Origin of the sequence: Photorhabdus sp. HUG-39 (assembly GCF_963878365.1) — a bacterium.
Classification (GTDB): domain Bacteria; phylum Pseudomonadota; class Gammaproteobacteria; order Enterobacterales; family Enterobacteriaceae; genus Photorhabdus; species Photorhabdus kayaii.
In genome coordinates this window covers 1-23,583 of the sequence record NZ_CAWNWY010000022.1, presented here as the reverse complement: position 1 = coordinate 23,583, position 23,583 = coordinate 1, and the positions used below count along the sequence as shown (strand labels likewise).

At 46.4% G+C, this 23,583-nt stretch carries 22 protein-coding genes; 21 read left to right on the top strand and 1 reads right to left on the bottom strand.

The features are described from left to right. Positions 1–3: 3 nt before the first annotated feature. The 3 genes from kefB (at position 4) to slyD (ending at position 2,695) form a co-directional block, all read left to right on the top strand. Positions 4–1,848 carry a glutathione-regulated potassium-efflux system protein KefB gene (gene kefB / locus AAC155_RS14760; protein ID WP_113043093.1) on the top strand — a complete coding sequence of 615 codons (1,845 nt, stop codon included), beginning with the start codon at positions 4–6 and terminating at the stop codon, positions 1,846–1,848. Next, positions 1,832–2,035 (top strand): YheV family putative zinc ribbon protein, encoded by a 204-nt coding sequence (locus AAC155_RS14755; protein WP_113043092.1) that lies wholly within the window; start codon positions 1,832–1,834, stop codon positions 2,033–2,035. Before kefB ends, AAC155_RS14755 begins: the two co-directional genes overlap by 17 nt. An 87-nt stretch (positions 2,036–2,122) precedes the next feature. Next, entirely contained in the window at positions 2,123–2,695 is a 573-nt protein-coding gene (gene slyD, locus AAC155_RS14750; protein ID WP_113043091.1) for a peptidylprolyl isomerase, read from the top strand. 104 nt (positions 2,696–2,799) lie between these two features. On the opposite strand, the gene AAC155_RS14745 is transcribed toward slyD, so the two are convergent. Further along, positions 2,800–3,018 (bottom strand): protein SlyX, encoded by a 219-nt coding sequence (locus tag AAC155_RS14745; RefSeq protein ID WP_113043090.1) that lies wholly within the window; start codon positions 3,016–3,018, stop codon positions 2,800–2,802. 251 nt (positions 3,019–3,269) lie between these two features. On the opposite strand from AAC155_RS14745, the gene fkpA reads away from it, so the two are divergent. The 18 genes from fkpA to AAC155_RS14655 all read left to right on the top strand — a co-directional run. Next, complete coding sequence (gene fkpA / locus AAC155_RS14740) at positions 3,270–4,034, top strand: FKBP-type peptidyl-prolyl cis-trans isomerase (RefSeq protein WP_113043089.1); 765 nt, start codon at positions 3,270–3,272, stop codon at positions 4,032–4,034. A 355-nt stretch (positions 4,035–4,389) separates the two neighbouring features. Further along, positions 4,390–5,112 (top strand): helix-turn-helix transcriptional regulator, encoded by a 723-nt coding sequence (locus AAC155_RS14735; protein WP_036779966.1) that lies wholly within the window; start codon positions 4,390–4,392, stop codon positions 5,110–5,112. Next, positions 5,112–5,507 (top strand): sulfurtransferase complex subunit TusD, encoded by a 396-nt coding sequence (tusD, locus tag AAC155_RS14730; RefSeq protein WP_113043088.1) that lies wholly within the window; start codon positions 5,112–5,114, stop codon positions 5,505–5,507. The genes AAC155_RS14735 and tusD overlap by 1 nt, the downstream gene beginning before the upstream one ends. A 9-nt stretch (positions 5,508–5,516) precedes the next feature. Next, complete coding sequence (gene tusC, locus AAC155_RS14725; protein ID WP_113043087.1) at positions 5,517–5,876, top strand: sulfurtransferase complex subunit TusC; 360 nt, start codon at positions 5,517–5,519, stop codon at positions 5,874–5,876. 20 nt (positions 5,877–5,896) lie between these two features. Beyond that, complete coding sequence (tusB, locus tag AAC155_RS14720) at positions 5,897–6,184, top strand: sulfurtransferase complex subunit TusB (protein WP_113043085.1); 288 nt, start codon at positions 5,897–5,899, stop codon at positions 6,182–6,184. Between the two features lie 135 nt (positions 6,185–6,319). Beyond that, positions 6,320–6,694: a 30S ribosomal protein S12 gene (gene rpsL / locus AAC155_RS14715; RefSeq protein WP_011144815.1), complete on the top strand. Its 375-nt coding sequence runs from the start codon at positions 6,320–6,322 to the stop codon at positions 6,692–6,694. 97 nt (positions 6,695–6,791) lie between these two features. After that, positions 6,792–7,262, top strand: coding sequence for a 30S ribosomal protein S7 (rpsG, locus tag AAC155_RS14710; RefSeq protein ID WP_011144816.1), 471 nt, complete (start codon positions 6,792–6,794; stop codon positions 7,260–7,262). An 80-nt stretch (positions 7,263–7,342) separates the two neighbouring features. Next, the gene (gene fusA / locus AAC155_RS14705) at positions 7,343–9,451 is read left to right on the top strand and encodes an elongation factor G (protein WP_112895473.1); all 2,109 of its coding nucleotides are present in this window, start codon (positions 7,343–7,345) and stop codon (positions 9,449–9,451) included. Between the two features lie 73 nt (positions 9,452–9,524). Next, a complete protein-coding gene (gene tuf / locus AAC155_RS14700; RefSeq protein ID WP_113043084.1) occupies positions 9,525–10,709 on the top strand; it encodes an elongation factor Tu in 1,185 nt (394 codons plus the stop codon). A 274-nt stretch (positions 10,710–10,983) separates the two neighbouring features. Next, positions 10,984–11,367, top strand: coding sequence for a preprotein translocase subunit SecE (secE, locus tag AAC155_RS14695; RefSeq protein WP_112879334.1), 384 nt, complete (start codon positions 10,984–10,986; stop codon positions 11,365–11,367). Between the two features lies 1 nt (position 11,368). Next, entirely contained in the window at positions 11,369–11,914 is a 546-nt protein-coding gene (gene nusG, locus AAC155_RS14690) for a transcription termination/antitermination protein NusG (protein ID WP_011144820.1), read from the top strand. A 161-nt stretch (positions 11,915–12,075) separates the two neighbouring features. Then, positions 12,076–12,504 carry a 50S ribosomal protein L11 gene (rplK, locus tag AAC155_RS14685; protein WP_011144821.1) on the top strand — a complete coding sequence of 143 codons (429 nt, stop codon included), beginning with the start codon at positions 12,076–12,078 and terminating at the stop codon, positions 12,502–12,504. A 3-nt stretch (positions 12,505–12,507) separates the two neighbouring features. After that, entirely contained in the window at positions 12,508–13,209 is a 702-nt protein-coding gene (gene rplA, locus AAC155_RS14680) for a 50S ribosomal protein L1 (RefSeq protein ID WP_113043082.1), read from the top strand. A gap of 315 nt (positions 13,210–13,524) precedes the next feature. Beyond that, positions 13,525–14,031 (top strand): 50S ribosomal protein L10, encoded by a 507-nt coding sequence (gene rplJ, locus AAC155_RS14675; RefSeq protein WP_112879332.1) that lies wholly within the window; start codon positions 13,525–13,527, stop codon positions 14,029–14,031. Between the two features lie 63 nt (positions 14,032–14,094). Further along, a complete protein-coding gene (gene rplL, locus AAC155_RS14670; protein ID WP_113043081.1) occupies positions 14,095–14,463 on the top strand; it encodes a 50S ribosomal protein L7/L12 in 369 nt (122 codons plus the stop codon). A gap of 344 nt (positions 14,464–14,807) precedes the next feature. Further along, positions 14,808–18,836, top strand: coding sequence for a DNA-directed RNA polymerase subunit beta (gene rpoB, locus AAC155_RS14665; RefSeq protein WP_113043079.1), 4,029 nt, complete (start codon positions 14,808–14,810; stop codon positions 18,834–18,836). A gap of 130 nt (positions 18,837–18,966) precedes the next feature. After that, positions 18,967–23,187 (top strand): DNA-directed RNA polymerase subunit beta', encoded by a 4,221-nt coding sequence (gene rpoC / locus AAC155_RS14660; protein ID WP_113043077.1) that lies wholly within the window; start codon positions 18,967–18,969, stop codon positions 23,185–23,187. A gap of 314 nt (positions 23,188–23,501) precedes the next feature. Then, on the top strand, positions 23,502–23,583 hold an 82-nt coding region (locus AAC155_RS14655), incomplete at its 3' end, for a DUF4277 domain-containing protein (RefSeq protein ID WP_223121420.1).

The window sequence follows — 23,583 nt, the reverse complement described above, 5'->3', positions numbered from 1 at the left end:
GTTATGGAGCATTCAGCGCAATTGAGCGCCGGTGTATTGTTTTTATTTGCTGCCGTTGTAGCAGTGCCAATCGCACAGAAATGCAAGATTGGGGCAGTATTAGGTTATTTGTTGGCAGGGATTGTCTTGGGTCCGTGGGGGTTGAGTTTTATCAGGGATGTTGATGATATTCTTCATTTCTCGGAGTTAGGGATTGTTTTCCTGATGTTCATCATCGGCCTTGAACTTAACCCCGCTAAACTCTGGCAACTCAGACGATCTATTTTTGGTGTTGGTGCAGCTCAGGTTATTTTCACGGCGAGTGTGCTGGCTGTGTTGTTATATCTGACCGATTTTTCATGGCAAGCGGCGGTTATTGGTGGTATCGGTATGGCGATGTCCTCAACGGCAATGGCCCTGCAACTCATGAAAGAGAAGGGCATGAACCGCAATGAAGGCGGGCAGCTTGGTTTCTCGGTTTTGCTATTTCAAGATATGGCGGTGATCCCGGCTTTGGCATTGATTCCGTTGTTGGCAGGTGGAACAGCCTCCGGTGACTGGTATCGAATAGCGTTAAAAATTGCTGCTTTTGCTGGCATGTTGCTCGGTGGCCGTTATCTGTTACGTCCGCTGTTCCGTTTGGTCGTCAGAGCTGGAGTACGTGAGTTATTTACTGCGGCGGCGTTACTGGTGGTACTCAGCTCAGCGCTATTTATGGAAGCGCTCGGTTTTTCTATGGCACTCGGAACCTTTATCGCCGGAGTATTACTGGCGGATAGTGAATACCGCCATGAACTGGAAATCTCCATAGAACCGTTCAAAGGATTGCTGTTGGGGTTGTTTTTTATTTCGGTCGGTATGTCTCTGAATCTAGGGGTATTACTGATACATCTGTCCGAAGTACTACTTGGTGTGCTGGCTTTGGTGATGGTGAAAGGCATTGTTCTGTATCTTATCGCAATGAGTGCTGGCTTACGGGGGGCATCCTGCTTGCAATTTTCCGGTGTACTCAGCCAGGGGGGAGAATTCGCCTTTGTTCTGTTTTCTGCTGCACTGAGCCAGAATGTGCTCAATAGTGGGCAGATGGCTTTGTTGCTGGTCGTGGTGACGATATCGATGATGACAACGCCGCTGGTCATGCAATTGATAGATGCTATTCTGGCACGCCGTTATAATGCCAAAGATGAGACAGATGAACAGCCCTTTGTAGAAGATGATGATCCGCAGGTGATTTTAGTGGGTTTTGGCCGGTTCGGACAGGTAATCGGTCGTCTTCTAATGGTGAATAAAATCCGTATAACGGTGTTAGAACGCGATGTCAGTGCTGTGAGTACTATGCGGCGTTATGGCTATAAAGTTTATTATGGTGATGCGGCTGAATTGGAGCTGCTACGTTCGGCAGGCGCGGAGAAAGCCAAAGCGATAGTCATCACCTGTAATGAGCCGGAAGATACCATGATGATCGTTCATTTATGCCAGAAACATTTCCCTAATCTGCATATTATGGCGCGAGCCAGAGGACGCCTGGAAGCGCATGAACTGCTACAAAATGGAATAGAAAATTTCACCCGTGAAACTTTCTCCAGTGCCCTGGAACTGGGGCGTAAAGCCTTAGTCGAATTGGGAATGCATCCGCATAAAGCTAATCGAGCAAAACAACATTTCCAGCGGTTAGATATGCGGATGCTAAGAGAACTTATGCCGCAGCTACAGGGTGATGTGGCTCACATATCTCGTATAAAAGAGGCGCGACGGGAACTGGAAGAGCTATTCGAACGGGAAATGCTGAATGAACGTCGCCAACCAGATGGTTGGAATGAGCATGAATACATGAATAATAGCGGAGCAAATCATGTCAATAAGCCGTAAGAGATTTATTGCCGGTGCTGTCTGCCCAGAATGTCACTCTCAGGACACGCTGGCAATGTGGCAAGAAGATCAGGTGGATGTGGTGGAATGTGTCCATTGTGGTCACCAACAACGCCAGACTGATGAGAAAGTGACCCCTCATGTTAGAAAGCAAGAGCAGGTTATTGGTATTTTTACCCCACAATAATTATGTGAATATTAGCGCGAGTGAGTACAGAGACTGAAAATTCCGCTACAATCGGTAAAATTTTTAGACCCACGGGTAGGAGATGTCATGAAAGTAGTAAAAGATTTGGTAGTTAGCTTGGCTTATCAAGTAAGAACAGAAGATGGTGTTTTAGTTGATGAGTCACCGGCGAGTGCGCCGTTGGACTATCTGCATGGCCGTGGTTCATTGATCAGCGGTTTGGAAAAGGCGCTAGAAGGCCGTGAGGCGGGTGAGAGTTTTGATGTCAGCGTACAGGCTGATGATGCCTATGGTCAGTATGATGACAATCTGGTTCAGCGTGTGCCAAAAGATGTCTTTGTTGGTGTTGATGAACTGGAAGTTGGCATGCGTTTCCTGGCTGATACCGATATGGGGCCAGTACCCGTAGAAATTACAGCAGTTGAAGATGAGCATGTTGTGGTTGATGGTAACCATATGCTGGCTGGTCAGAATCTAAAATTCAATGTTGAAGTTATTGCCATCCGTGAAGCGACTGAAGAAGAACTGGCTCATGGTCATGTTCATGGTGCTCATGGTCACGAACATGGTGAAGGGTGCTGCGGTGGTCACGGTGATGACGACGGTCATCATCACCATAATGAAGGGAATGGGTGCTGCGGTGGCGGGAGTTGCCACTGATAAATTAAAGCAGGTTGTCAAGCTTTAATATTCAAAAAAGTGGGGCAAGCTTGGGATAGTTGGTTTCTCTTACTTGCCCTGTGTATAGTTTTACTTAGTCAAAATCAGTAATGAGGTGGTGGTGTTTCTTCAGACTGTGAAGCGACCATTGAGGGTTGAGTGGCTTTCAATTGTTCTGTCATCAACCGCAAATGCTCCCTTAATTTAGCTATCTCCATTTGTTGTTCAGTAACCACCTCGTTCAACTCTTCGATAGTGATTTCCTGAAAGGCAACTCGGCTTTCCAAATGTTCAAGCCGTTGCTCAAATTCTGACAGATCCATGATTTTCTCCCGTTTCAGGTCCTGTATTACCCGTGTTAGATGCCTCATATTAATTAAGAGTAGCCTACTATGCCCAGAATATTCTGTGAAATGCGGTTGTTATGAAACCTCTTGTCATTCATGTTGTCCTAATAAGCTTGGGGGCACTAAAAAATGGCAAATATTGTATTGTGCTCCTGTAGACGGTTATAGTGACTTGGTTGCATAACTTTTGCTGACGGTAAAATCCCCCAAAGCTATTGGAGAAACAGATGAAATCATTGTTTAAAATTACCCTGCTTGCTACCACATTAGCGATGGCTTTCAGTGCCCCTCAGGTGCTGGCGGCTAAAGCAGATAGTCAGAGTAGCACAGAATTGAACAGCGCATTTAAAACAGAAGATCAGCAAAATGCTTATGCTCTGGGCGCATCTTTAGGGCGTTATATGCAAAACACCCTGAAAGAACAGAAATCTCTGGGTATCCCATTGGATAAAGATCAATTGTTATCGGGTGTGCAGGATGCTTTTAATAACAAGAGCAAACTGACTGACAGCGAAATTGAAAATACGCTGCGTGCATTTGAAGGTAAAGTGAAATCTGCCGCTGAAGCTAAGATGGAAAAAGAAGCCAGAGAGAATGAAGCTAAAGGCGTTAAATATCGTGAAGAATTTGCTAAGGAAAAGGGGGTCATTAAGAGTAAAACCGGCCTTTTATATAAAATAGAGAAGGAAGGCAGCGGTAAGAAGCCTGTGGCAAGCGACACGGTAGTTGTGAACTATCGGGGGACATTGATTGACGGTAAAGAGTTCGATAGTTCCTATAAACGTAATGAACCCCTTTCTATTCGCCTGGATAGCGTTATCCCAGGTTGGACAGAAGGTTTACAGAATGTGAAAAAAGGTGGAAAAATTAAATTGGTTATTCCACCAGAGCTGGCCTATGGTAAAGCGGATCTGCCCGGTATTCCTGCAAATTCGACACTAGTATTTGATATTGAGTTGCTGGATGTTAAAGCGGAGACCAAAGCTAAGTAAGCTATACCCCATGGATTTTAAGATGCATCGCGAGTGCAGCCAACAAAGAGGCAACTTGAAAGATAACGGGTATATTCGCTAAATATCTTTGATGAATATGGATAAAACCGTTGGTAGAGATTCTGTCAACGGTTTTTTGTTACTGAAAGCTGTGATAGAGACCAAATGTCTGAGTAGCAATGGCTTGACGATGATGTCATGTGGTTTTAACGTCAATATTTCATGTGAATGCAAAGATCTTTGATTAGGATCTCTGTTAAGCTGCAATAATTGAGTTTTCACAAGAAATTTTTATAGGTTTATCACGTTGTGTTTTTAGCAAGACGTTGTCTGCGATTGAAGGATGGTGTATTTAATGTCTAACCCGTTATTATCTGGTGATATCAGTGATGTCGATTTACTGGAAAACCAACCGTTTACTGAAACGGACCACGAAATTTTAAAGTCTTATGAAGCCGCAGTTGATGGCTTGGCTATGCTAATTGGTGGGCATTGTGAGATTGTCCTTCATTCATTGGAAGATCTGAAATGTTCAGCTGTCAGAATAGCCAACGGAGAACATACCGGTCGTAAAATAGGTTCACCTATTACTGATCTTGCGCTGCGTATGTTACATGACATTACAGACGAAGACTGTAGTGCATCCAAAGCCTATTTTACCCGAGCGAAAAGCGGTTCATTGATGAAGTCAGTCACGATTGCGATCCGCAACCGGAATCGCCGAGTGATCGGCCTCTTGTGCATCAATATGAATCTTGATGTCCCTTTCTCTGAAATTATTCAGACATTTATTCCAGAGGAAACACATGATGTCGCACCAAATGTAAATTTTGCCTCATCCGTGGATGATTTGGTTGCGCAAACGCTGGAGTATACTATCGAAGAAGTTAATATTGATCGCAGTGTATCCAATAATGCCAAGAACAGACAGGTGGTTCTGAATCTCTATGAGAAAGGTATTTTTGATATTAAAGATGCAATCAATCAGGTTGCTGAGCGTTTAAATATTTCTAAGCATACTGTTTATCTCTATATTCGTCAGTTTAAAAATGGTGAATGTTTAGGGCCTGAGCGGTAATGTCTTCGCTGTCTTATTGTCTGCTGGTTACGGGGCCTGCATATGGCACCCAACAAGCCAGCAGTGCTTACCAATTCGCGCAAGCTTTGATTTTGATGGGGCATAAACTTAATACTGTATTTTTTTATCGGGAAGGGGTTTATAACGGCAATCAGTTGACTGCACCAGCCAGTGATGAGTTTAACTTGGTTAGCGCATGGCAGATGATGGCAACGGAGCACCGGTTTAGCATGCACATTTGTATTGCCGCTGCCCTTCGCCGTGGTATTCTTGATGTTCAGCAGGCAAGTGAGTTGAATTTACCGGTAGCAAACTTGGCTGAAGGGTTTGAATTAAGCGGATTGGGAACACTGGCTGAAGCTATGTTAACTTGTGACCGTGTGGTGCAATTCTGAGAGGCAAAAATGAAAAAAATTGCTTTTGTCTTCACTAAAGCACCTCATGGTGATGCAGGGGGTAGAGAAGGTCTAGATGCATTACTGGCAACTTCGGCATTAACAGAAAAGATAGGTGTATTTTTTATTTCTGACGGTGTGTTTCAACTATTACCAGGTCAGCAGCCTGACAGAATTCTCTCCAGAAACTATATCGCTACTTTTAAGGTGTTGCCTTTGTACGATATTGAGGAATGTTATTTGTGCCAGGAAGACCTTGTTATGCGTGGATTAAGCTCAGTCAATCATTTTGTTCTGGATGCGAAACTGATACCCGCAGAAACGATCCGTGAGAAACTGGTTGACTATGATGTTGTGCTGACATTCTGAGCTATTGGAAGGACAATGAGATGCTATATACTGTTGGCCGATCGCCATATCAATGTGATTTTAATGTGATATCCAAGCTGCTTGCCAGTGGTGATGACATCTTATTTATTCAGGATGGTGTACTGGCAGGTATTGAGGGTAATTGCTATCTGCCGGCGTTGATTAGTCGTGGTGCTACATTGTATGCGCTAAAAGAAGATATTGAGGCGCGGGGATTGGGCGATCAGGTTTCAGACAAAGTGCAAGTGATCGACTATACTGACTTTGTTAACCTGACGGTAAAACACCATCAACAATTCGCCTGGTAGTTGAGAAAAAGCTGTATATTTCTTGACACCTTGGCGAGTCAGCCATAAAATTCCGCGTCCTCGTGTTTTGCCGTTAGGCAGACAAGAGATTTAATCCGTGTTTACGAAGCAAAAAAACCAGGAGTTTTTTTAATAATGGCAACTATTAACCAGCTGGTGCGCAAACCCCGTAGCATGAAGGTTGCAAAAAGCAACGTTCCTGCTCTGGAAGCTTGCCCGCAGAAGCGCGGCGTATGTACTCGCGTATATACCACCACCCCTAAAAAACCAAACTCTGCACTGCGTAAAGTATGTCGTGTGCGTTTGACTAACGGTTACGAAGTTTCTTCTTACATCGGTGGTGAAGGCCACAACTTGCAGGAACACTCCGTAATTCTGATCCGTGGCGGTCGTGTTAAAGACTTGCCAGGTGTGCGTTACCATACTGTTCGCGGTGCACTGGACTGTTCCGGTGTTAAAGACCGTAAACAAGGTCGCTCTAAGTACGGTGTGAAGAAGCCAAAAGCTTAATGGTACTCCGTTAAGTAAGGCCAAACATTATTTACCTTAATGTCAAAATAAACTCATAGAGTTTTGGACAACCCTGAATTCGAAACGGAGTATTTCCATGCCACGTCGTCGTGTAATTGGTCAGCGTAAAATTCTGCCAGATCCAAAGTTTGGATCTGAATTACTGGCCAAATTCGTCAATATCCTGATGGTAGATGGTAAAAAATCTACTGCGGAAGCAATTGTATATAGTGCGCTTGAGACCCTGGCTCAGCGCTCTGGTAAAGAGCACCTGGAAGCGTTTGAACTTGCATTGGATAATGTGCGTCCAACCGTGGAAGTTAAGTCCCGCCGTGTTGGTGGTTCTACTTATCAGGTTCCAGTTGAAGTTCGTCCGGTTCGTCGCAATGCGTTAGCAATGCGTTGGATCGTTGAAGCTGCTCGTAAACGCGGTGATAAATCTATGGCCCTGCGCCTGGCGAACGAATTATCTGATGCAGCCGAGAATAAAGGCACTGCTGTTAAGAAACGTGAAGACGTTCACCGTATGGCAGAAGCTAACAAGGCGTTCGCACACTACCGTTGGTAATCTCATCGTAGTGATGATGCCCTGGGTGGCTGTTCTGCCACCCAGATTTACATTGAACGTCCTAGGAATAGAGGAATCAAATGGCTCGTACAACACCCATTGCACGCTACCGTAACATCGGTATCAGTGCACACATCGACGCCGGTAAGACCACCACTACCGAACGTATTCTGTTCTACACTGGTGTAAACCATAAGATCGGTGAAGTTCATGATGGCGCTGCTACTATGGACTGGATGGAACAGGAGCAGGAGCGTGGTATTACCATCACCTCCGCAGCAACAACTGCTTTCTGGTCAGGTATGGCTAAGCAGTTTGATGCGCACCGTATCAACATCATTGACACTCCAGGGCACGTTGACTTCACCATCGAAGTAGAACGTTCCATGCGTGTTCTTGACGGTGCCGTAATGGTTTATTGTGCGGTTGGTGGTGTTCAGCCACAGTCCGAAACCGTATGGCGTCAGGCAAATAAATATAGAGTTCCACGTATTGCGTTCGTTAACAAAATGGACCGTATGGGAGCGAATTTCTTACGCGTTGTTGAGCAGCTCAAAACTCGCTTGGCGGCAAACCCAGTACCTCTGCAATTAGCCATTGGTGCAGAAGATGCGTTCACCGGTGTTGTTGACTTGGTGAAAATGAAAGCCATCAACTGGAACGATGAAGATCAGGGAACCACCTTCACTTACGAAGATATCCCAGCTGATATGCAGGATCTGGCGGAAGAATGGCGTAGCAATTTGATTGAAGCCGCTGCGGAAGCATCAGAAGAGCTGATGGAAAAATACCTTGGCGGTGAAGAACTGACTGAAGAAGAGATCAAAGCTGGTCTGCGTCATCGTGTTCTGACTAACGAAATCATCCTGGTTACCTGTGGTTCTGCATTTAAGAACAAAGGTGTTCAGGCAATGCTGGATGCAGTTATTGAGTACCTACCAGCACCAACGGATGTTGAATCCATTAAAGGTATTCTGCCAGACGGTAAAGATACGTCGGCAGAACGTCATTCTGACGACAACGAACCATTTTCGGCACTGGCGTTTAAAATCGCTACTGACCCGTTCGTTGGTAACTTGACCTTCTTCCGTGTCTACTCTGGTGTGGTTAATTCCGGTGATACCGTTCTTAACCCAGTGAAAGACAGAAAAGAGCGTTTTGGCCGTATCGTTCAGATGCATGCTAATAAACGTGAAGAAATTAAAGAAGTTCGTGCAGGTGACATCGCCGCTGCGATTGGCCTGAAAGATGTGACTACCGGTGATACGCTGTGTGATATCAACGCACCAATTATCCTGGAGCGTATGGAATTCCCAGAGCCAGTCATTTCTGTTGCTATTGAGCCAAAAACTAAAGCTGACCAGGAAAAAATGGGTATCGCTTTAGGTCGTCTGGCTCAAGAAGACCCATCATTCCGCGTGTCTACCGATGAAGAATCTGGTCAGACTATTATCGCCGGTATGGGTGAGCTTCACTTGGATGTTCTGGTTGACCGTATGCGTCGTGAGTTCAAAGTTGAAGCGAACGTCGGTAAACCTCAGGTTGCTTACCGTGAAACCATCCGTTCTACTGTTGAGCAAGAAGGTAAATTTGTTCGTCAGTCTGGTGGTCGTGGTCAGTTTGGTCACGTATGGCTGCGTATTGAACCAATGGAACCCGGTGGCGTAGGCTATGAATTCGCCAATGAAATCGTTGGTGGTGTTGTTCCTAAAGAATATATCCCGGCAGTAGATAAGGGTATTCAGGAACAAATGAAAAATGGTGTTCTGGCCGGTTACCCGATTGTTGACGTTAAAGTGGCACTGTTCGATGGCTCTTACCACGAAGTGGACTCTTCTGAAATGGCGTTCAAAATCGCAGGTTCTATGGGCTTCAAAGAAGGCTTTATGAAGGCGAAACCAGCTCTGCTGGAACCCATCATGAAAGTTGAAGTTGAAACACCAGAAGATTACATGGGTGACGTTATCGGTGACCTAAACCGCCGCCGTGGTATGATTGACGGTATGGAAGATATGACTACCGGTAAAATCGTACGTGCTCAGGTACCATTATCTGAAATGTTTGGTTATGCTACTGACCTGCGTTCTCAGACCCAAGGTCGTGCTTCTTACTCTATGGAGTTCCTGAAGTACAATGAAGCGCCGAGCAACGTCGCTCAGGCTATTATCGAATCTCGTAAAGCTAAATAAGTTTTTCGGGTTTAATATCTAGATTCAGCGCCCTCTCCAATATGATGAGGGTGCGATATTAAGGAATAGAGTCGTGTCTAAAGAAAAATTTGAACGTACAAAACCGCACGTTAACGTTGGTACTATCGGTCACGTTGACCACGGTAAAACTACCCTGACTGCTGCTATCACTACTGTATTGGCTAAAACCTACGGTGGTAACGCTCGTGCATTCGATCAAATTGATAATGCACCAGAAGAAAAAGCGCGTGGTATCACCATCTCTACTTCTCACGTAGAATACGATACCCCAAGCCGCCACTATGCGCACGTTGACTGCCCAGGCCACGCCGACTATGTGAAAAACATGATCACCGGTGCGGCTCAGATGGACGGCGCAATCTTGGTAGTTGCCGCGACTGACGGTCCGATGCCACAGACGCGTGAGCACATTCTGTTAGGCCGTCAGGTAGGCGTTCCTTACATCATCGTGTTCCTGAACAAATGTGACATGGTAGACGACGAAGAGCTGCTGGAACTGGTTGAGATGGAAGTGCGTGAGCTGCTGTCTCAGTATGATTTCCCTGGTGATGACACGCCAGTTATCCGTGGTTCCGCGCTGAAAGCACTGGAAGGTGATGCAGAGTGGGAAGCAAAAATCATCGAACTAGCAGAAGCCCTGGACAGCTACATCCCAGAACCAGAGCGTGCAATCGACCAGCCATTCCTGCTGCCAATCGAAGACGTGTTCTCTATCTCTGGCCGTGGTACGGTTGTCACCGGTCGTGTAGAGCGCGGTATCGTTAAAGTGGGCGAAGAAGTTGAAATCGTGGGTATCAAAGATACCACTAAAACCACTTGTACTGGTGTAGAAATGTTCCGCAAACTGCTGGACGAAGGTCGTGCGGGTGAGAACGTCGGTGTTCTGCTGCGTGGTACAAAACGTGACGAAATCGAACGTGGTCAGGTACTGGCAAAACCAGGTTCAATCAAGCCACACACCACTTTCGAATCAGAAGTTTATATTCTGAGCAAAGACGAAGGTGGCCGTCATACGCCATTCTTCAAAGGCTACCGTCCACAGTTCTACTTCCGTACAACTGACGTGACCGGAACTATTGAGCTGCCAGAAGGCGTGGAAATGGTGATGCCAGGTGATAACATTCAGATGGTAGTTACCCTGATTGCCCCAATCGCAATGGACCAGGGTCTGCGCTTTGCTATCCGTGAAGGCGGCCGTACAGTAGGTGCTGGTGTTGTTGCTAAAGTTATCGCTTAATTTTTTGATGTGATTACACAAAAAGGGCATCAACCGATGCCCTTTTTGTACGTTGTCTTAATAAGAACCTATCTCATCAATAGTTGTTTTTAATTATTGGTGAGATAGGCTCTGATGCAACGAATTGGCTATATCGCTCTCAGATATACAATGTCATACTGAATTATGGCGCCAAGTCAGATACAATCACTCAAATTTTTTGGTTCGGTCTGATTTGTTTTGCTCTTGCGAGGCAAGCTGGCTATCTATTTAAATCATAGTTACAGGTTGGTTTATGAGTACGAATAGCGATGCTCAAGAAAGCAGGCGTAGTCTTGAAGTAATGAAATGGCTATTAGTGGCAGCCTTATTAACGGTTGCTATCGTTGGAAACTACCTTTATCGGGAGTATAGCCTTCCTCTACGCGCGATGGCGGTTGTTGTTATTGTTGCTCTTGCGGGAGCGGCTGCGCTCTGGACTGCAAAGGGTAAAACCACACTGGCTTTCGCTCGCGAAGCCCGCATTGAAATGCGCAAAGTCATTTGGCCAACTCGCCAGGAAGCGCTGCACACGACTTTGATTGTTGCGGCGGTGACTGCATTGATGTCTTTGATCCTCTGGGGTCTTGACGGTATCCTGGTGCGTTTAGTTTCACTTATTACAGGCCTGAGGTTCTAAGATGTCAGATTCCCCAAAAAAACGTTGGTATGTTATACAGGCATTTTCCGGGTTTGAAGGTCGTGTTGCACAATCTTTACGTGAACATATCAAACTACATGATATGGAAGATTCTTTTGGCGAAGTGATGGTGCCAACAGAGGAAGTTGTTGAGATTCGTAGCGGTCAGCGTCGCAAAAGTGAACGCAAATTCTTCCCTGGGTATGTGCTGGTACAAATGATCATGAACGATGCAACATGGCATCTCGTTCGCAGCGTACCACGCGTCATGGGTTTTATCGGTGGTACATCTGACCGTCCGGCACCAATCAGTGATAAAGAAGTTGATGCGATTATGAATCGCCTTCAGCAGGTTGGTGATAAACCACGGCCAAAAACATTGTTCGAACCAGGCGAAATGGTTCGTGTCAGCGATGGTCCATTCGCAGACTTCAATGGTGTTGTGGAAGAAGTCGATTACGAGAAGAGCCGCCTGAAAGTTTCAGTTTCTATCTTTGGTCGTGCGACACCGGTTGAGCTGGATTTCAGCCAGGTAGAGAAGGCGTAATTTTCGAGCGTATCTTTTGCTGGCTTGCAATAGGTGAGAAATTAACATACAATTCCGCGCCTTTTGTTTTTTAGTAGTCTGGCCTGGATAAGGCGGGGCTGAAATGACAGGGGAGCCTTTTAAATTAAAGGCGATACCACCCACATAGAGGAAAATTATCAATGGCTAAGAAAGTACAGGCCTATGTCAAGTTGCAGGTTGCAGCTGGTATGGCTAACCCAAGCCCTCCAGTAGGTCCTGCTCTGGGTCAGCAGGGTGTTAACATCATGGAATTCTGTAAGGCGTTCAATGCTAAAACTGATAGCATTGAAAAAGGTCTGCCAATTCCTGTTGTGATCACTGTTTATTCTGATCGTTCCTTCACTTTCGTTACTAAAACCCCACCAGCGGCTGTTCTGCTGAAGAAAGCTGCGGGCATTAAATCGGGTTCCGGCAAACCGAACAAAGATAAAGTTGGTAAAGTGACCAGCGCACAGATTCGTGAAATTGCTGAAACTAAAGCTGCGGATATGACCGGTGCTAGTGTTGACGCAATGATGCGTTCAATTGAAGGTACTGCTCGTTCCATGGGCCTGGTAGTGGAGGGTTAATCGATGGCTAAACTGACCAAGCGCATGCGCACAATCCGTGAAAAAATGGATTCAACTAAGCAGTATGACATTAACGAAGCTGTTGTTCTGCTGAAAGAGCTGGCTACCGCTAAATTCGTAGAAAGCGTTGATGTTGCTGTTAATCTCGGCATCGACGCTCGTAAATCTGACCAGAACGTGCGTGGTGCAACGGTACTGCCTCATGGTACTGGCCGTTCCGTTCGCGTAGCTGTATTTACCCAAGGCGCAAATGCGGAAGCTGCTAAAGCAGCGGGCGCTGAATTGGTAGGTATGGAAGATCTGGCTGAACTGGTTAAAAAAGGCGAAATGAACTTTGACGTTGTTATCGCTTCTCCAGATGCAATGCGTGTTGTTGGCCAATTAGGTCAAATCCTGGGTCCTCGTGGTTTGATGCCAAACCCTAAAGTGGGTACTGTAACGCCTAACGTTGCTGAAGCTGTTCAGAATGCTAAAGCGGGTCAGGTTCGTTACCGTAACGATAAAAACGGCATTATCCACACCACCATTGGTAAAGTTAACTTCGACGCTGACAAATTGAAAGAAAACCTGGAAGCTCTGCTGGTTGCGCTGAAAAAAGCCAAACCATCTTCTGCTAAGGGTATTTATATTAAGAAAGTTAGCTTGTCCACTACCATGGGCGCAGGTGTTGCGATTGACCAGTCTGGTCTGAATGCTTCAGCTTAATTTTAGCTGAATGTGATTGTGATTATCGCTTTACCTTGGCGTCAGATTTGTCTAAAATTTGGCGCCTTATGTTTGGCTAGTAAGTTTTTTATTAGCTAAATAAAAAATTTTCGGTTGGAGCTTGGCCTAATCCAAGCCCCGTCCAAGACCGCAGGTGTAAGTAATTACTTAATATTCCTGCGTAGACGGTGACAGAGCCAAATGAAATTTATTTCTGGATTCTGCTCACCGTGTTTTAGAGCTCAGGCCCCTTTATGGTGTTATGAGCGATGTGAGTTCCGGGTTCTTCCCGGTTAATCCAGGAGCAAGAAGCTAATGGCACTAAATCTTCAAGACAAACAAGCGATTGTTGCTGAAGTCAGCGAAGTTGCCAAAGGCGCGCTGTCTGCGGTTGTTGCGGATTCCCGTGGCGTTACTGTAGATAAAATGACTGAACTGCGTAAAGCAGGTCGCGAAGCTGGCGTTTACATTCGTGTTGTTCGTAACACGTTGATCTGCCGTGCTGTTGAAGGTACTGCCTATGAGTGCCTGAAAGAAGCGTTTGTTGGTCCAACCTTGATTGCTTTCTCTAACGAACACCCGGGCGCAGCTGCTCGTCTGTTCAAAGAGTTCGCGAAAGCGAATCCAGCATTCGAGATTAAAGCAGCAGCCTTTGAAGGTGAGTTTATTCCTGCGGCCAATATTGACCGTTTGGCAACACTCCCGACTTACGAAGAAGCAATCGCACGCCTGATGTCAACCATGAAAGAAGCCGTTGCAGGCAAACTGGTTCGTACTCTGGCTGCGTTACGCGAGTCACGCGAGCAGAAAGAAGTAGCTTAATTGCCGATTTCCTTCGTTGCTTTTTAACGTATAAATTATTTCTGAATTTTAGGAACACTTGTTATGTCTATCAATAAAGAACAAATTCTGGACGCAGTTGCAGCCATGTCCGTTATGGATGTTGTTGAACTGATCACTGCAATGGAAGACAAATTCGGCGTTTCTGCTGCTGCGGCGGTAGCTGTTGCTGCTGGCGGTGCTGCTGAAGCTGTTGAAGAACAAACTGAGTTTGACGTTGTTCTGTCTGCTATTGGCGGTAACAAAGTTGCTGTTATCAAAGCAGTACGTGGCGCAACTGGCCTGGGTCTGAAAGAAGCTAAAGATCTGGTTGAAAGCGCTCCAGCTGTACTGAAAGAAGCCATCAGCAAAGATGATGCTGAAGCACTGAAAAAATCTCTGGAAGAAGCTGGTGCTTCTGTTGAGGTTAAGTAAGTTCAGTTTTAAGTTAGCAGCCTGACTTTAAAGGCTGATGGCTGGTGATTTTTTAATCACCAGCCTTTTTGCGCTGTAGGGCATTAGCAGCATTTCCACTGTTTGGCTGTTAATTAACCCCCAAATACTTTTTCCTATTGACGACTTAATATACTGCGTTTTCAGCTACGATCCACTCGGGTAGCTCGGTAGTAATGTAACGCAACGCAATGAAATGATTTAAGAGTAATAGTAATGGGTATTACGGAAAATAATTCAATTTTCTGTTCGAAAAAACAGTGTTGTAAAGCGCTGTCCTTTAGGGCGGGCAGAGTGGGTCACTGATCAGCGAGCTGAGGAACCCTATGGTTTACTCCTATACCGAGAAAAAACGTATTCGTAAGGATTTTGGTAAGCGTCCACAAGTGTTGGATGTACCCTATCTCCTTTCTATCCAACTTGACTCGTTCCAGAAGTTTATCGAGCAAGATCCAGAAGGCCAGAATGGTTTAGAAGCGGCATTCCGTTCTGTATTCCCAATTCAGAGCTACAGCGGCAGTTCGGAGCTGCAATACGTTAGCTACCGTCTTGGTGAGCCAGTGTTTGATGTTAAAGAGTGCCAGATTCGAGGTGTAACTTATTCTGCACCTCTGCGCGTTAAGCTGCGTCTGGTTATCTATGAACGTGAAGCACCGGAAGGCACGGTCAAAGATATCAAAGAGCAAGAAGTCTACATGGGTGAAATTCCGCTCATGACTGACAACGGTACTTTTGTTATCAATGGTACTGAGCGGGTTATTGTCTCCCAGTTGCATCGTAGTCCTGGTGTATTCTTTGACAGCGATAAGGGTAAAACTCACTCATCCGGTAAAGTACTGTATAACGCACGTATTATTCCTTACCGTGGTTCTTGGTTAGATTTCGAATTCGATCCAAAAGATAATCTGTTTGTGCGCATTGACCGCCGTCGTAAATTGCCGGCAACGATTATTCTGCGTGCAATGAATTACAGCACTGAAGAGATCTTGAACCTGTTCTTCAGTAAAACGATTTTCGAAATTCGTGACAACAGATTGCAAATGACTCTGGTACCAGAACGTTTGCGTGGTGAAACTGCTTCTTTTGATATTGAAGCAAACGGCAAGGTTTATGTTGAAAAAGGCCGTCGTATTACCGCACGTCATATCCGTCAGTTGGAAAAAGACGAAGTGAACCGTATTGAGGTTCCTGTTGAATATATTGCGGGTAAAGTTGTTGCAAGAGACTACATTGATGTCAATACAGGTGAAATTATCTGTGCTGCTAACATGGAGCTCTCTTTAGATCTGTTGGCACGTTTGAGCCAGTCTGGTCACAAATCTATCGAAACATTGTTCACCAACGATTTAGATCACGGTGCATATATTTCCGAGACACTTCGTGTTGATCCAACCAATGACCGTTTGAGTGCTTTGGTTGAGATTTATCGCATGATGCGTCCTGGTGAACCACCAACCCGTGAAGCGGCAGAAAATCTGTTTGAAAATCTGTTCTTCTCAGAAGATCGTTATGATCTTTCTGCGGTTGGTCGTATGAAATTCAACCGCTCATTGGGCCGGGAAGAAGTTGAAGGCTCAGGTATTCTGAGTAAAGATGACATCATCGATGTCATGAAGAAACTGATTGATATCCGCAATGGTAAAGGTGAAGTCGACGATATCGACCACTTAGGTAACCGTCGTATCCGTTCTGTTGGCGAGATGGCAGAAAACCAGTTCCGTGTTGGTCTGGTACGTGTTGAGCGTGCGGTTAAAGAGCGTCTGTCCTTGGGTGATCTGGATACACTGATGCCTCAAGACATGATCAACGCTAAGCCGATTTCAGCCGCGGTGAAAGAATTCTTTGGTTCCAGCCAACTGTCTCAGTTTATGGACCAAAACAACCCACTTTCTGAAATCACTCACAAACGCCGTATCTCTGCATTGGGTCCAGGTGGTTTAACCCGTGAGCGTGCTGGCTTCGAAGTGCGTGACGTACACCCAACTCACTATGGCCGTGTATGTCCAATCGAAACCCCTGAAGGTCCGAACATCGGTCTGATTAACTCATTGTCTGTTTATGCGCAGACTAACGAGTATGGTTTCCTTGAAACCCCGTATCGTCTGGTTCGTGATGGTGTTGTTACTGATGAAATTCACTATCTGTCTGCGATTGAAGAAGGTAACTTCGTTATCGCACAGGCGAACACCGTATTAGATGATGAAGGTCACTTCGTTGAAGATTTGATAACTTGTCGTAGTTATGGGGAATCCAGCTTATTTAACCGTGAGCAGGTTGAATATATGGACGTTTCCACTCAGCAGGTGGTTTCCGTTGGTGCTTCCTTGATCCCATTCTTGGAACACGATGACGCAAACCGTGCATTGATGGGTGCAAACATGCAACGTCAGGCTGTACCTACTCTGCGTGCTGATAAGCCGTTAGTTGGTACAGGTATGGAACGTGCAGTAGCGGTTGACTCAGGTGTAACTTCTGTTGCTAAGCGCGGTGGTGTAGTTCAGTACGTCGATGCATCTCGTATCGTTATCAAAGTAAACGAAGATGAAATGTATCCGGGTGAAGCAGGTATTGATATTTATAACCTGACGAAATATACCCGTTCTAACCAGAACACCTGTATTAACCAAATGCCATGTGTCTCTCTGGGTGAACCTGTGGAACGCGGCGATGTACTGGCTGATGGGCCATCTACTGACTTGGGTGAACTCGCGCTCGGTCAGAACATGCGCGTAGCGTTCATGCCGTGGAATGGTTATAACTTCGAGGACTCCATCTTAGTTTCTGAGCGTGTCGTCCAGGAAGATCGCTTTACAACCATTCATATCCAGGAACTGGCTTGCGTATCTCGTGATACCAAATTAGGGCCTGAAGAGATCACGGCTGACATCCCTAACGTGGGTGAGGCTGCGCTCTCCAAACTGGATGAGTCCGGTATTGTTTATATTGGCGCAGAAGTGACCGGCGGTGACATTCTGGTGGGTAAAGTGACACCTAAAGGTGAAACTCAGCTAACGCCAGAAGAAAAATTGCTGCGTGCTATTTTCGGTGAGAAAGCGTCTGATGTTAAAGACTCTTCTCTGCGCGTACCAAATGGCGTATCCGGTACGGTTATCGACGTACAGGTATTTACCCGTGATGGCGTAGAAAAAGATAAGCGTGCTTTGGAAATCGAAGAGATGCAACTGCGTCAGGCGAAGAAAGACCTGACAGAAGAGTTGCAAATCTTTGAAGCTGGCCTGTTTGCACGTATCCGTTCTGTTTTGATTTCTGGCGGTATCGAAGCTGAGAAACTGGATAAACTGCCTCGTGAGCGTTGGTTAGAGCTGGGCTTGGCTGATGAAGAGAAACAGAATCAGTTGGAGCAGTTGGCTGAACAGTATGACGAACTCAAAACTGAGTTCGAGAAAAAACTGGATGCTAAACGCCGTAAGATCACTCAAGGTGATGATTTGGCGCCGGGTGTGCTGAAAATCGTCAAAGTTTATCTGGCGGTTAAACGTCAGATTCAGCCTGGTGATAAGATGGCAGGTCGCCACGGTAACAAGGGTGTTATCTCCAAGATCAACCCAATCGAAGATATGCCTTACGATGAAAACGGCACTCCGGTAGATATCGTACTGAACCCATTGGGCGTACCATCACGTATGAACATTGGTCAGATCTTGGAAACGCATCTGGGTATGGCGGCGAAAGGTATTGGCGACAAGATCAATGCGATGCTGAAACAGCAGCAGGAAGTTGCCAAACTGCGTGAATTTATCCAGAAAGCTTATGACCTGGGTGATGAAACCCGTCAGAAAGTTGATCTGAGCACTTTCTCTGATGAAGAAGTTATGCGTTTGGCAGAAAACCTGAAAAAAGGTATGCCAATTGCGACACCTGTGTTTGATGGTGCGAAAGAGAAAGAAATTAAAGAGCTGCTGAAACTGGGTGACTTGCCAACTTCTGGTCAAATTACCCTGTTTGATGGCCGTACCGGTGAGCAATTTGAGCGTCAGGTTACTGTTGGCTACATGTATATGCTGAAGCTGAACCACTTGGTGGATGACAAAATGCATGCCCGTTCAACCGGTTCGTACAGCCTGGTTACTCAGCAACCGCTGGGTGGTAAGGCACAGTTCGGTGGTCAACGTTTCGGTGAGATGGAAGTGTGGGCATTGGAAGCATATGGTGCCGCGTACACCTTGCAGGAAATGCTCACCGTCAAGTCCGACGATGTTAACGGCCGTACCAAGATGTATAAAAACATCGTGGATGGCAACCACCAGATGGAGCCAGGTATGCCGGAATCCTTCAACGTATTGTTAAAAGAGATCCGCTCTCTGGGTATCAACATCGAGCTGGAAGACGAATAAATCGTATTCCCGCTGGTACTGCCTTGAATGGATATGATGGGCAGTTTACCAGCCAGTGGTTGCACTGGTCATAGGGGAGAGCGGCATGTGCTGCTCTCCTGACAGGTCTAACTCCGACAGGAGCCATTTCGTGAAAGACTTATTGAAGTTTCTGAAAGCGCAAACTAAGACCGAAGAGTTTGATGCGATCAAAATTGCTCTGGCCTCGCCAGATATGATCCGTTCGTGGTCATTCGGTGAAGTGAAAAAGCCGGAAACTATTAACTACCGTACGTTCAAACCTGAGCGTGACGGCCTTTTCTGTGCCCGTATTTTCGGACCAGTAAAGGACTATGAGTGCTTGTGTGGTAAATATAAGCGCTTGAAACACCGTGGCGTAATTTGTGAGAAGTGTGGTGTAGAAGTTACCCAAACTAAAGTTCGTCGTGAACGTATGGGTCACATTGAACTGGCTTCTCCAACGGCACACATTTGGTTCTTGAAATCATTGCCATCTCGCATCGGTTTGTTGCTGGATATGCCACTGCGTGATATTGAGCGTGTACTGTACTTCGAATCCTATGTGGTTGTAGAAGGCGGGATGACCAGCTTGGAACGCAGTCAGATCCTGACAGAAGAGCAATACTTGGATGCACTGGAAGAGTTTGGTGATGAATTCGATGCGAAGATGGGAGCGGAAGCTATCCAGTCTTTGCTGAAAAATCTCGATCTGGAAAATGAGTGTGAAACGTTGCGTGAAGAGTTAAACGAAACTAACTCTGAAACTAAACGTAAAAAGCTGACCAAACGTATTAAACTGTTGGAAGCCTTTATTCAGTCTGGCAACAAACCAGAATGGATGGTTCTGACGGTTCTGCCAGTTCTGCCACCGGATTTACGTCCATTGGTTCCACTGGATGGCGGCCGTTTTGCCACTTCGGATCTGAACGATCTCTATCGTCGTGTTATTAACCGTAACAACCGTTTGAAGCGCCTGTTGGATCTGGCTGCGCCAGATATCATTGTTCGCAACGAAAAACGTATGTTGCAGGAAGCGGTCGATGCTTTGCTGGATAACGGTCGTCGTGGTCGTGCCATTACTGGTTCTAACAAGCGTCCGCTGAAATCCTTGGCTGATATGATCAAGGGTAAACAAGGTCGTTTCCGTCAGAACCTGTTGGGTAAACGAGTTGACTATTCCGGTCGTTCCGTAATTACTGTAGGTCCTTACCTGCGTCTGCATCAGTGTGGTCTGCCTAAGAAGATGGCACTGGAGCTGTTTAAGCCATTCATCTATGGCAAGCTGGAACTGCGTGGTTTAGCGACTACGATTAAAGCAGCCAAAAAGATGGTTGAGCGTGAAGAGGCGGTGGTATGGGATATCTTGGATGAAGTCATTCGTGAACACCCGGTTCTGCTGAACCGTGCACCGACACTTCACCGTTTGGGTATTCAGGCATTCGAACCGGTTCTGATCGAAGGTAAAGCGATTCAGTTGCACCCACTGGTGTGTGCGGCATATAACGCCGACTTCGACGGTGACCAGATGGCTGTTCACGTACCGCTGACACTGGAAGCCCAGTTAGAAGCGCGTGCGCTGATGATGTCTACTAACAACATCTTGTCTCCAGCGAGTGGTGAGCCAATCATCGTTCCATCTCAGGACGTTGTTCTGGGTCTATACTACATGACCCGTGACTGTGTTAACGCTAAAGGCGAAGGCATGGTATTGACCGGGCCTAAAGAAGCAGAACGCGTATATCGTGCAGGTCTGGCTTCTCTGCATGCCCGCGTTAAAGTCCGTATCTCTGAAGAAGTGAGAGATGGTGAAGGTAATGTCACAACCAGCACGGGTCTGGTTGATACAACCATTGGTCGTGCAATCCTGTGGATGATTGTACCAAGAGGTCTGCCTTACTCTCTGGTTAACCAACCATTGGGTAAAAAAGCTATCTCTAGGATGTTGAACACTTGTTACCGTGTGATGGGCCTGAAACCAACGGTTATCTTCGCTGACCAGATCATGTACACCGGTTTTGCCTACGCTGCACGTTCAGGTGCATCTGTTGGTATTGATGACATGGTTATCCCAGAGAAAAAAGCTGGGATCATTATGGAAGCAGAAGCGGAAGTTGCTGAAATTCAGGAACAGTTCCAGTCTGGTCTGGTAACAGCTGGCGAACGGTATAACAAAGTTATCGATATCTGGGCTGCGGCAAACGAGCGTGTTGCTAAGGCCATGATGGAAAACCTGTCTACCGAAACAGTCATTAACCGTGATGGTGAGGAAGAACAACAAGTTTCCTTCAACAGCATCTTTATGATGGCTGACTCCGGTGCGCGTGGTTCTGCCGCTCAGATCCGTCAGTTGGCGGGTATGCGTGGCTTGATGGCTAAGCCAGACGGTTCCATCATCGAAACCCCAATTACGGCGAACTTCCGTGAAGGTTTGAACGTACTCCAGTACTTCATTTCAACCCATGGTGCTCGTAAAGGTTTGGCGGATACCGCACTGAAAACGGCGAACTCTGGTTACCTGACTCGTCGTCTGGTTGACGTGGCGCAAGACTTGGTTGTTACAGAAGATGACTGTGGTACGCACGACGGTATTCTGATGACGCCGGTTATTGAAGGTGGTGATGTTAAAGAACCGCTGCGCGAGCGTGTATTGGGTCGTGTGACGGCGGAAGATGTTCTGAAACCGGGTACTGCTGACATTCTGCTTCCACGTAACACCCTGTTGAATGAAAAATGGTGTGATCTGTTAGAAGAGAGCTCTGTTGACAGCATTAAAGTACGTTCTGTTGTAAGTTGTGAAACTGACTTCGGTGTTTGTGCTAACTGCTATGGTCGTGACCTTGCTCGCGGACACATTATCAATAAAGGTGAGGCGGTTGGTGTTATTGCGGCTCAGTCCATCGGTGAGCCGGGTACACAGTTGACGATGCGTACGTTCCATATCGGTGGTGCGGCATCCCGTGCGGCAGCGGAATCCAGCATTCAGGTGCGTAATAAAGGTAGCCTGAAACTGTTTAACGCTAAATCCGTGACCAACTCCGCAGGTAAACTGGTGATTACTTCCCGTAACACTGAACTGTGTTTGATCGACGAATTTGGTCGTACTAAAGAAAGCTATAAAGTGCCTTACGGTGCGGTACTGGGTAAAGGTGATGGCGAAACAGTTAATGGCGGTGAAACCGTTGCTAACTGGGACCCACACACCATGCCAGTTGTCAGTGAAGTATCAGGTATCATCCGTTTTGCTGACATGGTAGATGGCCAGACCATTACCCGTCAGACGGATGAGCTGACGGGCCTGTCTTCACTGGTTGTTCTGGATAGTGCAGAGCGTACCGGTAGTGGTAAAGACTTGCGTCCGGCACTGAAAATCGTTGATGCCAAGGGTGACGATGTCTTGATCCCAGGTACTGATATGCCTGCTCAATATTTCCTGCCGGGCAAAGCGATTGTTCAGCTAGACGATGGCATCAGCATCTCTGCGGGTGACACCTTAGCGCGTATTCCTCAGGAATCCGGCGGTACGAAAGATATTACCGGTGGTCTGCCACGTGTTGCTGACTTGTTCGAAGCACGTCGTCCGAAAGAGCCAGCTATCCTGGCTGAAGTCAGCGGTATTGTCTCCTTTGGTAAAGAAACTAAAGGCAAACGCCGTTTGGTTATCTCCCCATTAGATGGTGGTGATGCTTACGAAGAGATGATCCCTAAATGGCGTCAGCTCAACGTGTTCGAAGGTGAAGTGGTTGAACGTGGTGACGTGATCTCTGATGGTCCAGAGTCTCCACACGACATCTTGCGCCTGCGTGGTGTTCATGCGGTTACCCGTTACATCACCAACGAAGTTCAGGAAGTTTACCGCCTGCAAGGGGTTAAGATTAACGATAAACACATTGAGGTTATCGTTCGTCAGATGCTGCGTAAAGCAACCATTGAAAGTACAGGTAGTTCCGAGTTCTTGGAAGGCGAACAGGTTGAATATGCCCGCGTTAAAGTAGCAAACCGTAAGCTGGAGCAAGAAGGTAAAGTGCCTGCAACTTATGGCCGTGACCTGTTGGGTATCACCAAAGCGTCTCTGGCGACTGAATCCTTCATCTCTGCGGCATCGTTCCAGGAAACGACCCGCGTGCTGACTGAGGCTGCGGTTGCGGGTAAACGTGATGAGCTGCGTGGCTTGAAAGAAAACGTCATCGTCGGTCGTCTGATCCCTGCTGGTACGGGTTATGCTTACCATCAGGAGCGCATACGTCGTCGCCAGTTGAATGAGCCTGCTGAGGCACCACAAGTGAGTGTTGATGAGGCTACTGCGAACTTGGCAGAACTGTTGAATGCCGGTTTTGGTGGTGATAAGAAGTAATTCTTACAACACGTTAGCTAATTAAATGCCCTCCTTTTTGGAGGGCATTTCAACTTGTTGATAACGTGCCAATTTTTACTTGGTGCTCTGTTTTAATCGAATTCCATTCACCAAATGGAACTTGCCGCCACGTTAAGAATCCTCTCCTCAAATTTTTCTTTCCGAAAAGAGTTCACTTGAAGCCGTCATTCCGCACCGTATTTCTGATTTAAAAATAATGTGATCTTACACAGGTTTTTTGTATTGATGACATCGGTGGGGTTGACGGTAATCGCCAATTTTGATCTATTACTTTTATTTGCCGGAAAACGAATATGTCCACACCCATACCTGCCATTAAACGTCTCGATCATCTTGGCCTTATCGCCGCTTTTTGTCATGAAGCCGGTTTACCCC

Coding starts and splice junctions, on each gene's coding strand:
- rplA (WP_113043082.1), top strand. CDS start 12,508: ATGGCTAAACTGACCAAGCGCATGCGCACAATCCGTGAAAAAATGGAT.
- AAC155_RS14735 (WP_036779966.1), top strand. CDS start 4,390: ATGTCTAACCCGTTATTATCTGGTGATATCAGTGATGTCGATTTACTG.
- secE (WP_112879334.1), top strand. CDS start 10,984: ATGAGTACGAATAGCGATGCTCAAGAAAGCAGGCGTAGTCTTGAAGTA.
- fkpA (WP_113043089.1), top strand. CDS start 3,270: ATGAAATCATTGTTTAAAATTACCCTGCTTGCTACCACATTAGCGATG.
- fusA (WP_112895473.1), top strand. CDS start 7,343: ATGGCTCGTACAACACCCATTGCACGCTACCGTAACATCGGTATCAGT.
- tusB (WP_113043085.1), top strand. CDS start 5,897: ATGCTATATACTGTTGGCCGATCGCCATATCAATGTGATTTTAATGTG.
- rpsG (WP_011144816.1), top strand. CDS start 6,792: ATGCCACGTCGTCGTGTAATTGGTCAGCGTAAAATTCTGCCAGATCCA.
- rplJ (WP_112879332.1), top strand. CDS start 13,525: ATGGCACTAAATCTTCAAGACAAACAAGCGATTGTTGCTGAAGTCAGC.
- AAC155_RS14745 (WP_113043090.1), bottom strand. CDS start 3,018: ATGGATCTGTCAGAATTTGAGCAACGGCTTGAACATTTGGAAAGCCGA.
- rplL (WP_113043081.1), top strand. CDS start 14,095: ATGTCTATCAATAAAGAACAAATTCTGGACGCAGTTGCAGCCATGTCC.
- rpoB (WP_113043079.1), top strand. CDS start 14,808: ATGGTTTACTCCTATACCGAGAAAAAACGTATTCGTAAGGATTTTGGT.
- slyD (WP_113043091.1), top strand. CDS start 2,123: ATGAAAGTAGTAAAAGATTTGGTAGTTAGCTTGGCTTATCAAGTAAGA.
- nusG (WP_011144820.1), top strand. CDS start 11,369: ATGTCAGATTCCCCAAAAAAACGTTGGTATGTTATACAGGCATTTTCC.
- AAC155_RS14755 (WP_113043092.1), top strand. CDS start 1,832: ATGTCAATAAGCCGTAAGAGATTTATTGCCGGTGCTGTCTGCCCAGAA.
- tusC (WP_113043087.1), top strand. CDS start 5,517: ATGAAAAAAATTGCTTTTGTCTTCACTAAAGCACCTCATGGTGATGCA.
- tusD (WP_113043088.1), top strand. CDS start 5,112: ATGTCTTCGCTGTCTTATTGTCTGCTGGTTACGGGGCCTGCATATGGC.
- kefB (WP_113043093.1), top strand. CDS start 4: ATGGAGCATTCAGCGCAATTGAGCGCCGGTGTATTGTTTTTATTTGCT.
- rplK (WP_011144821.1), top strand. CDS start 12,076: ATGGCTAAGAAAGTACAGGCCTATGTCAAGTTGCAGGTTGCAGCTGGT.
- rpsL (WP_011144815.1), top strand. CDS start 6,320: ATGGCAACTATTAACCAGCTGGTGCGCAAACCCCGTAGCATGAAGGTT.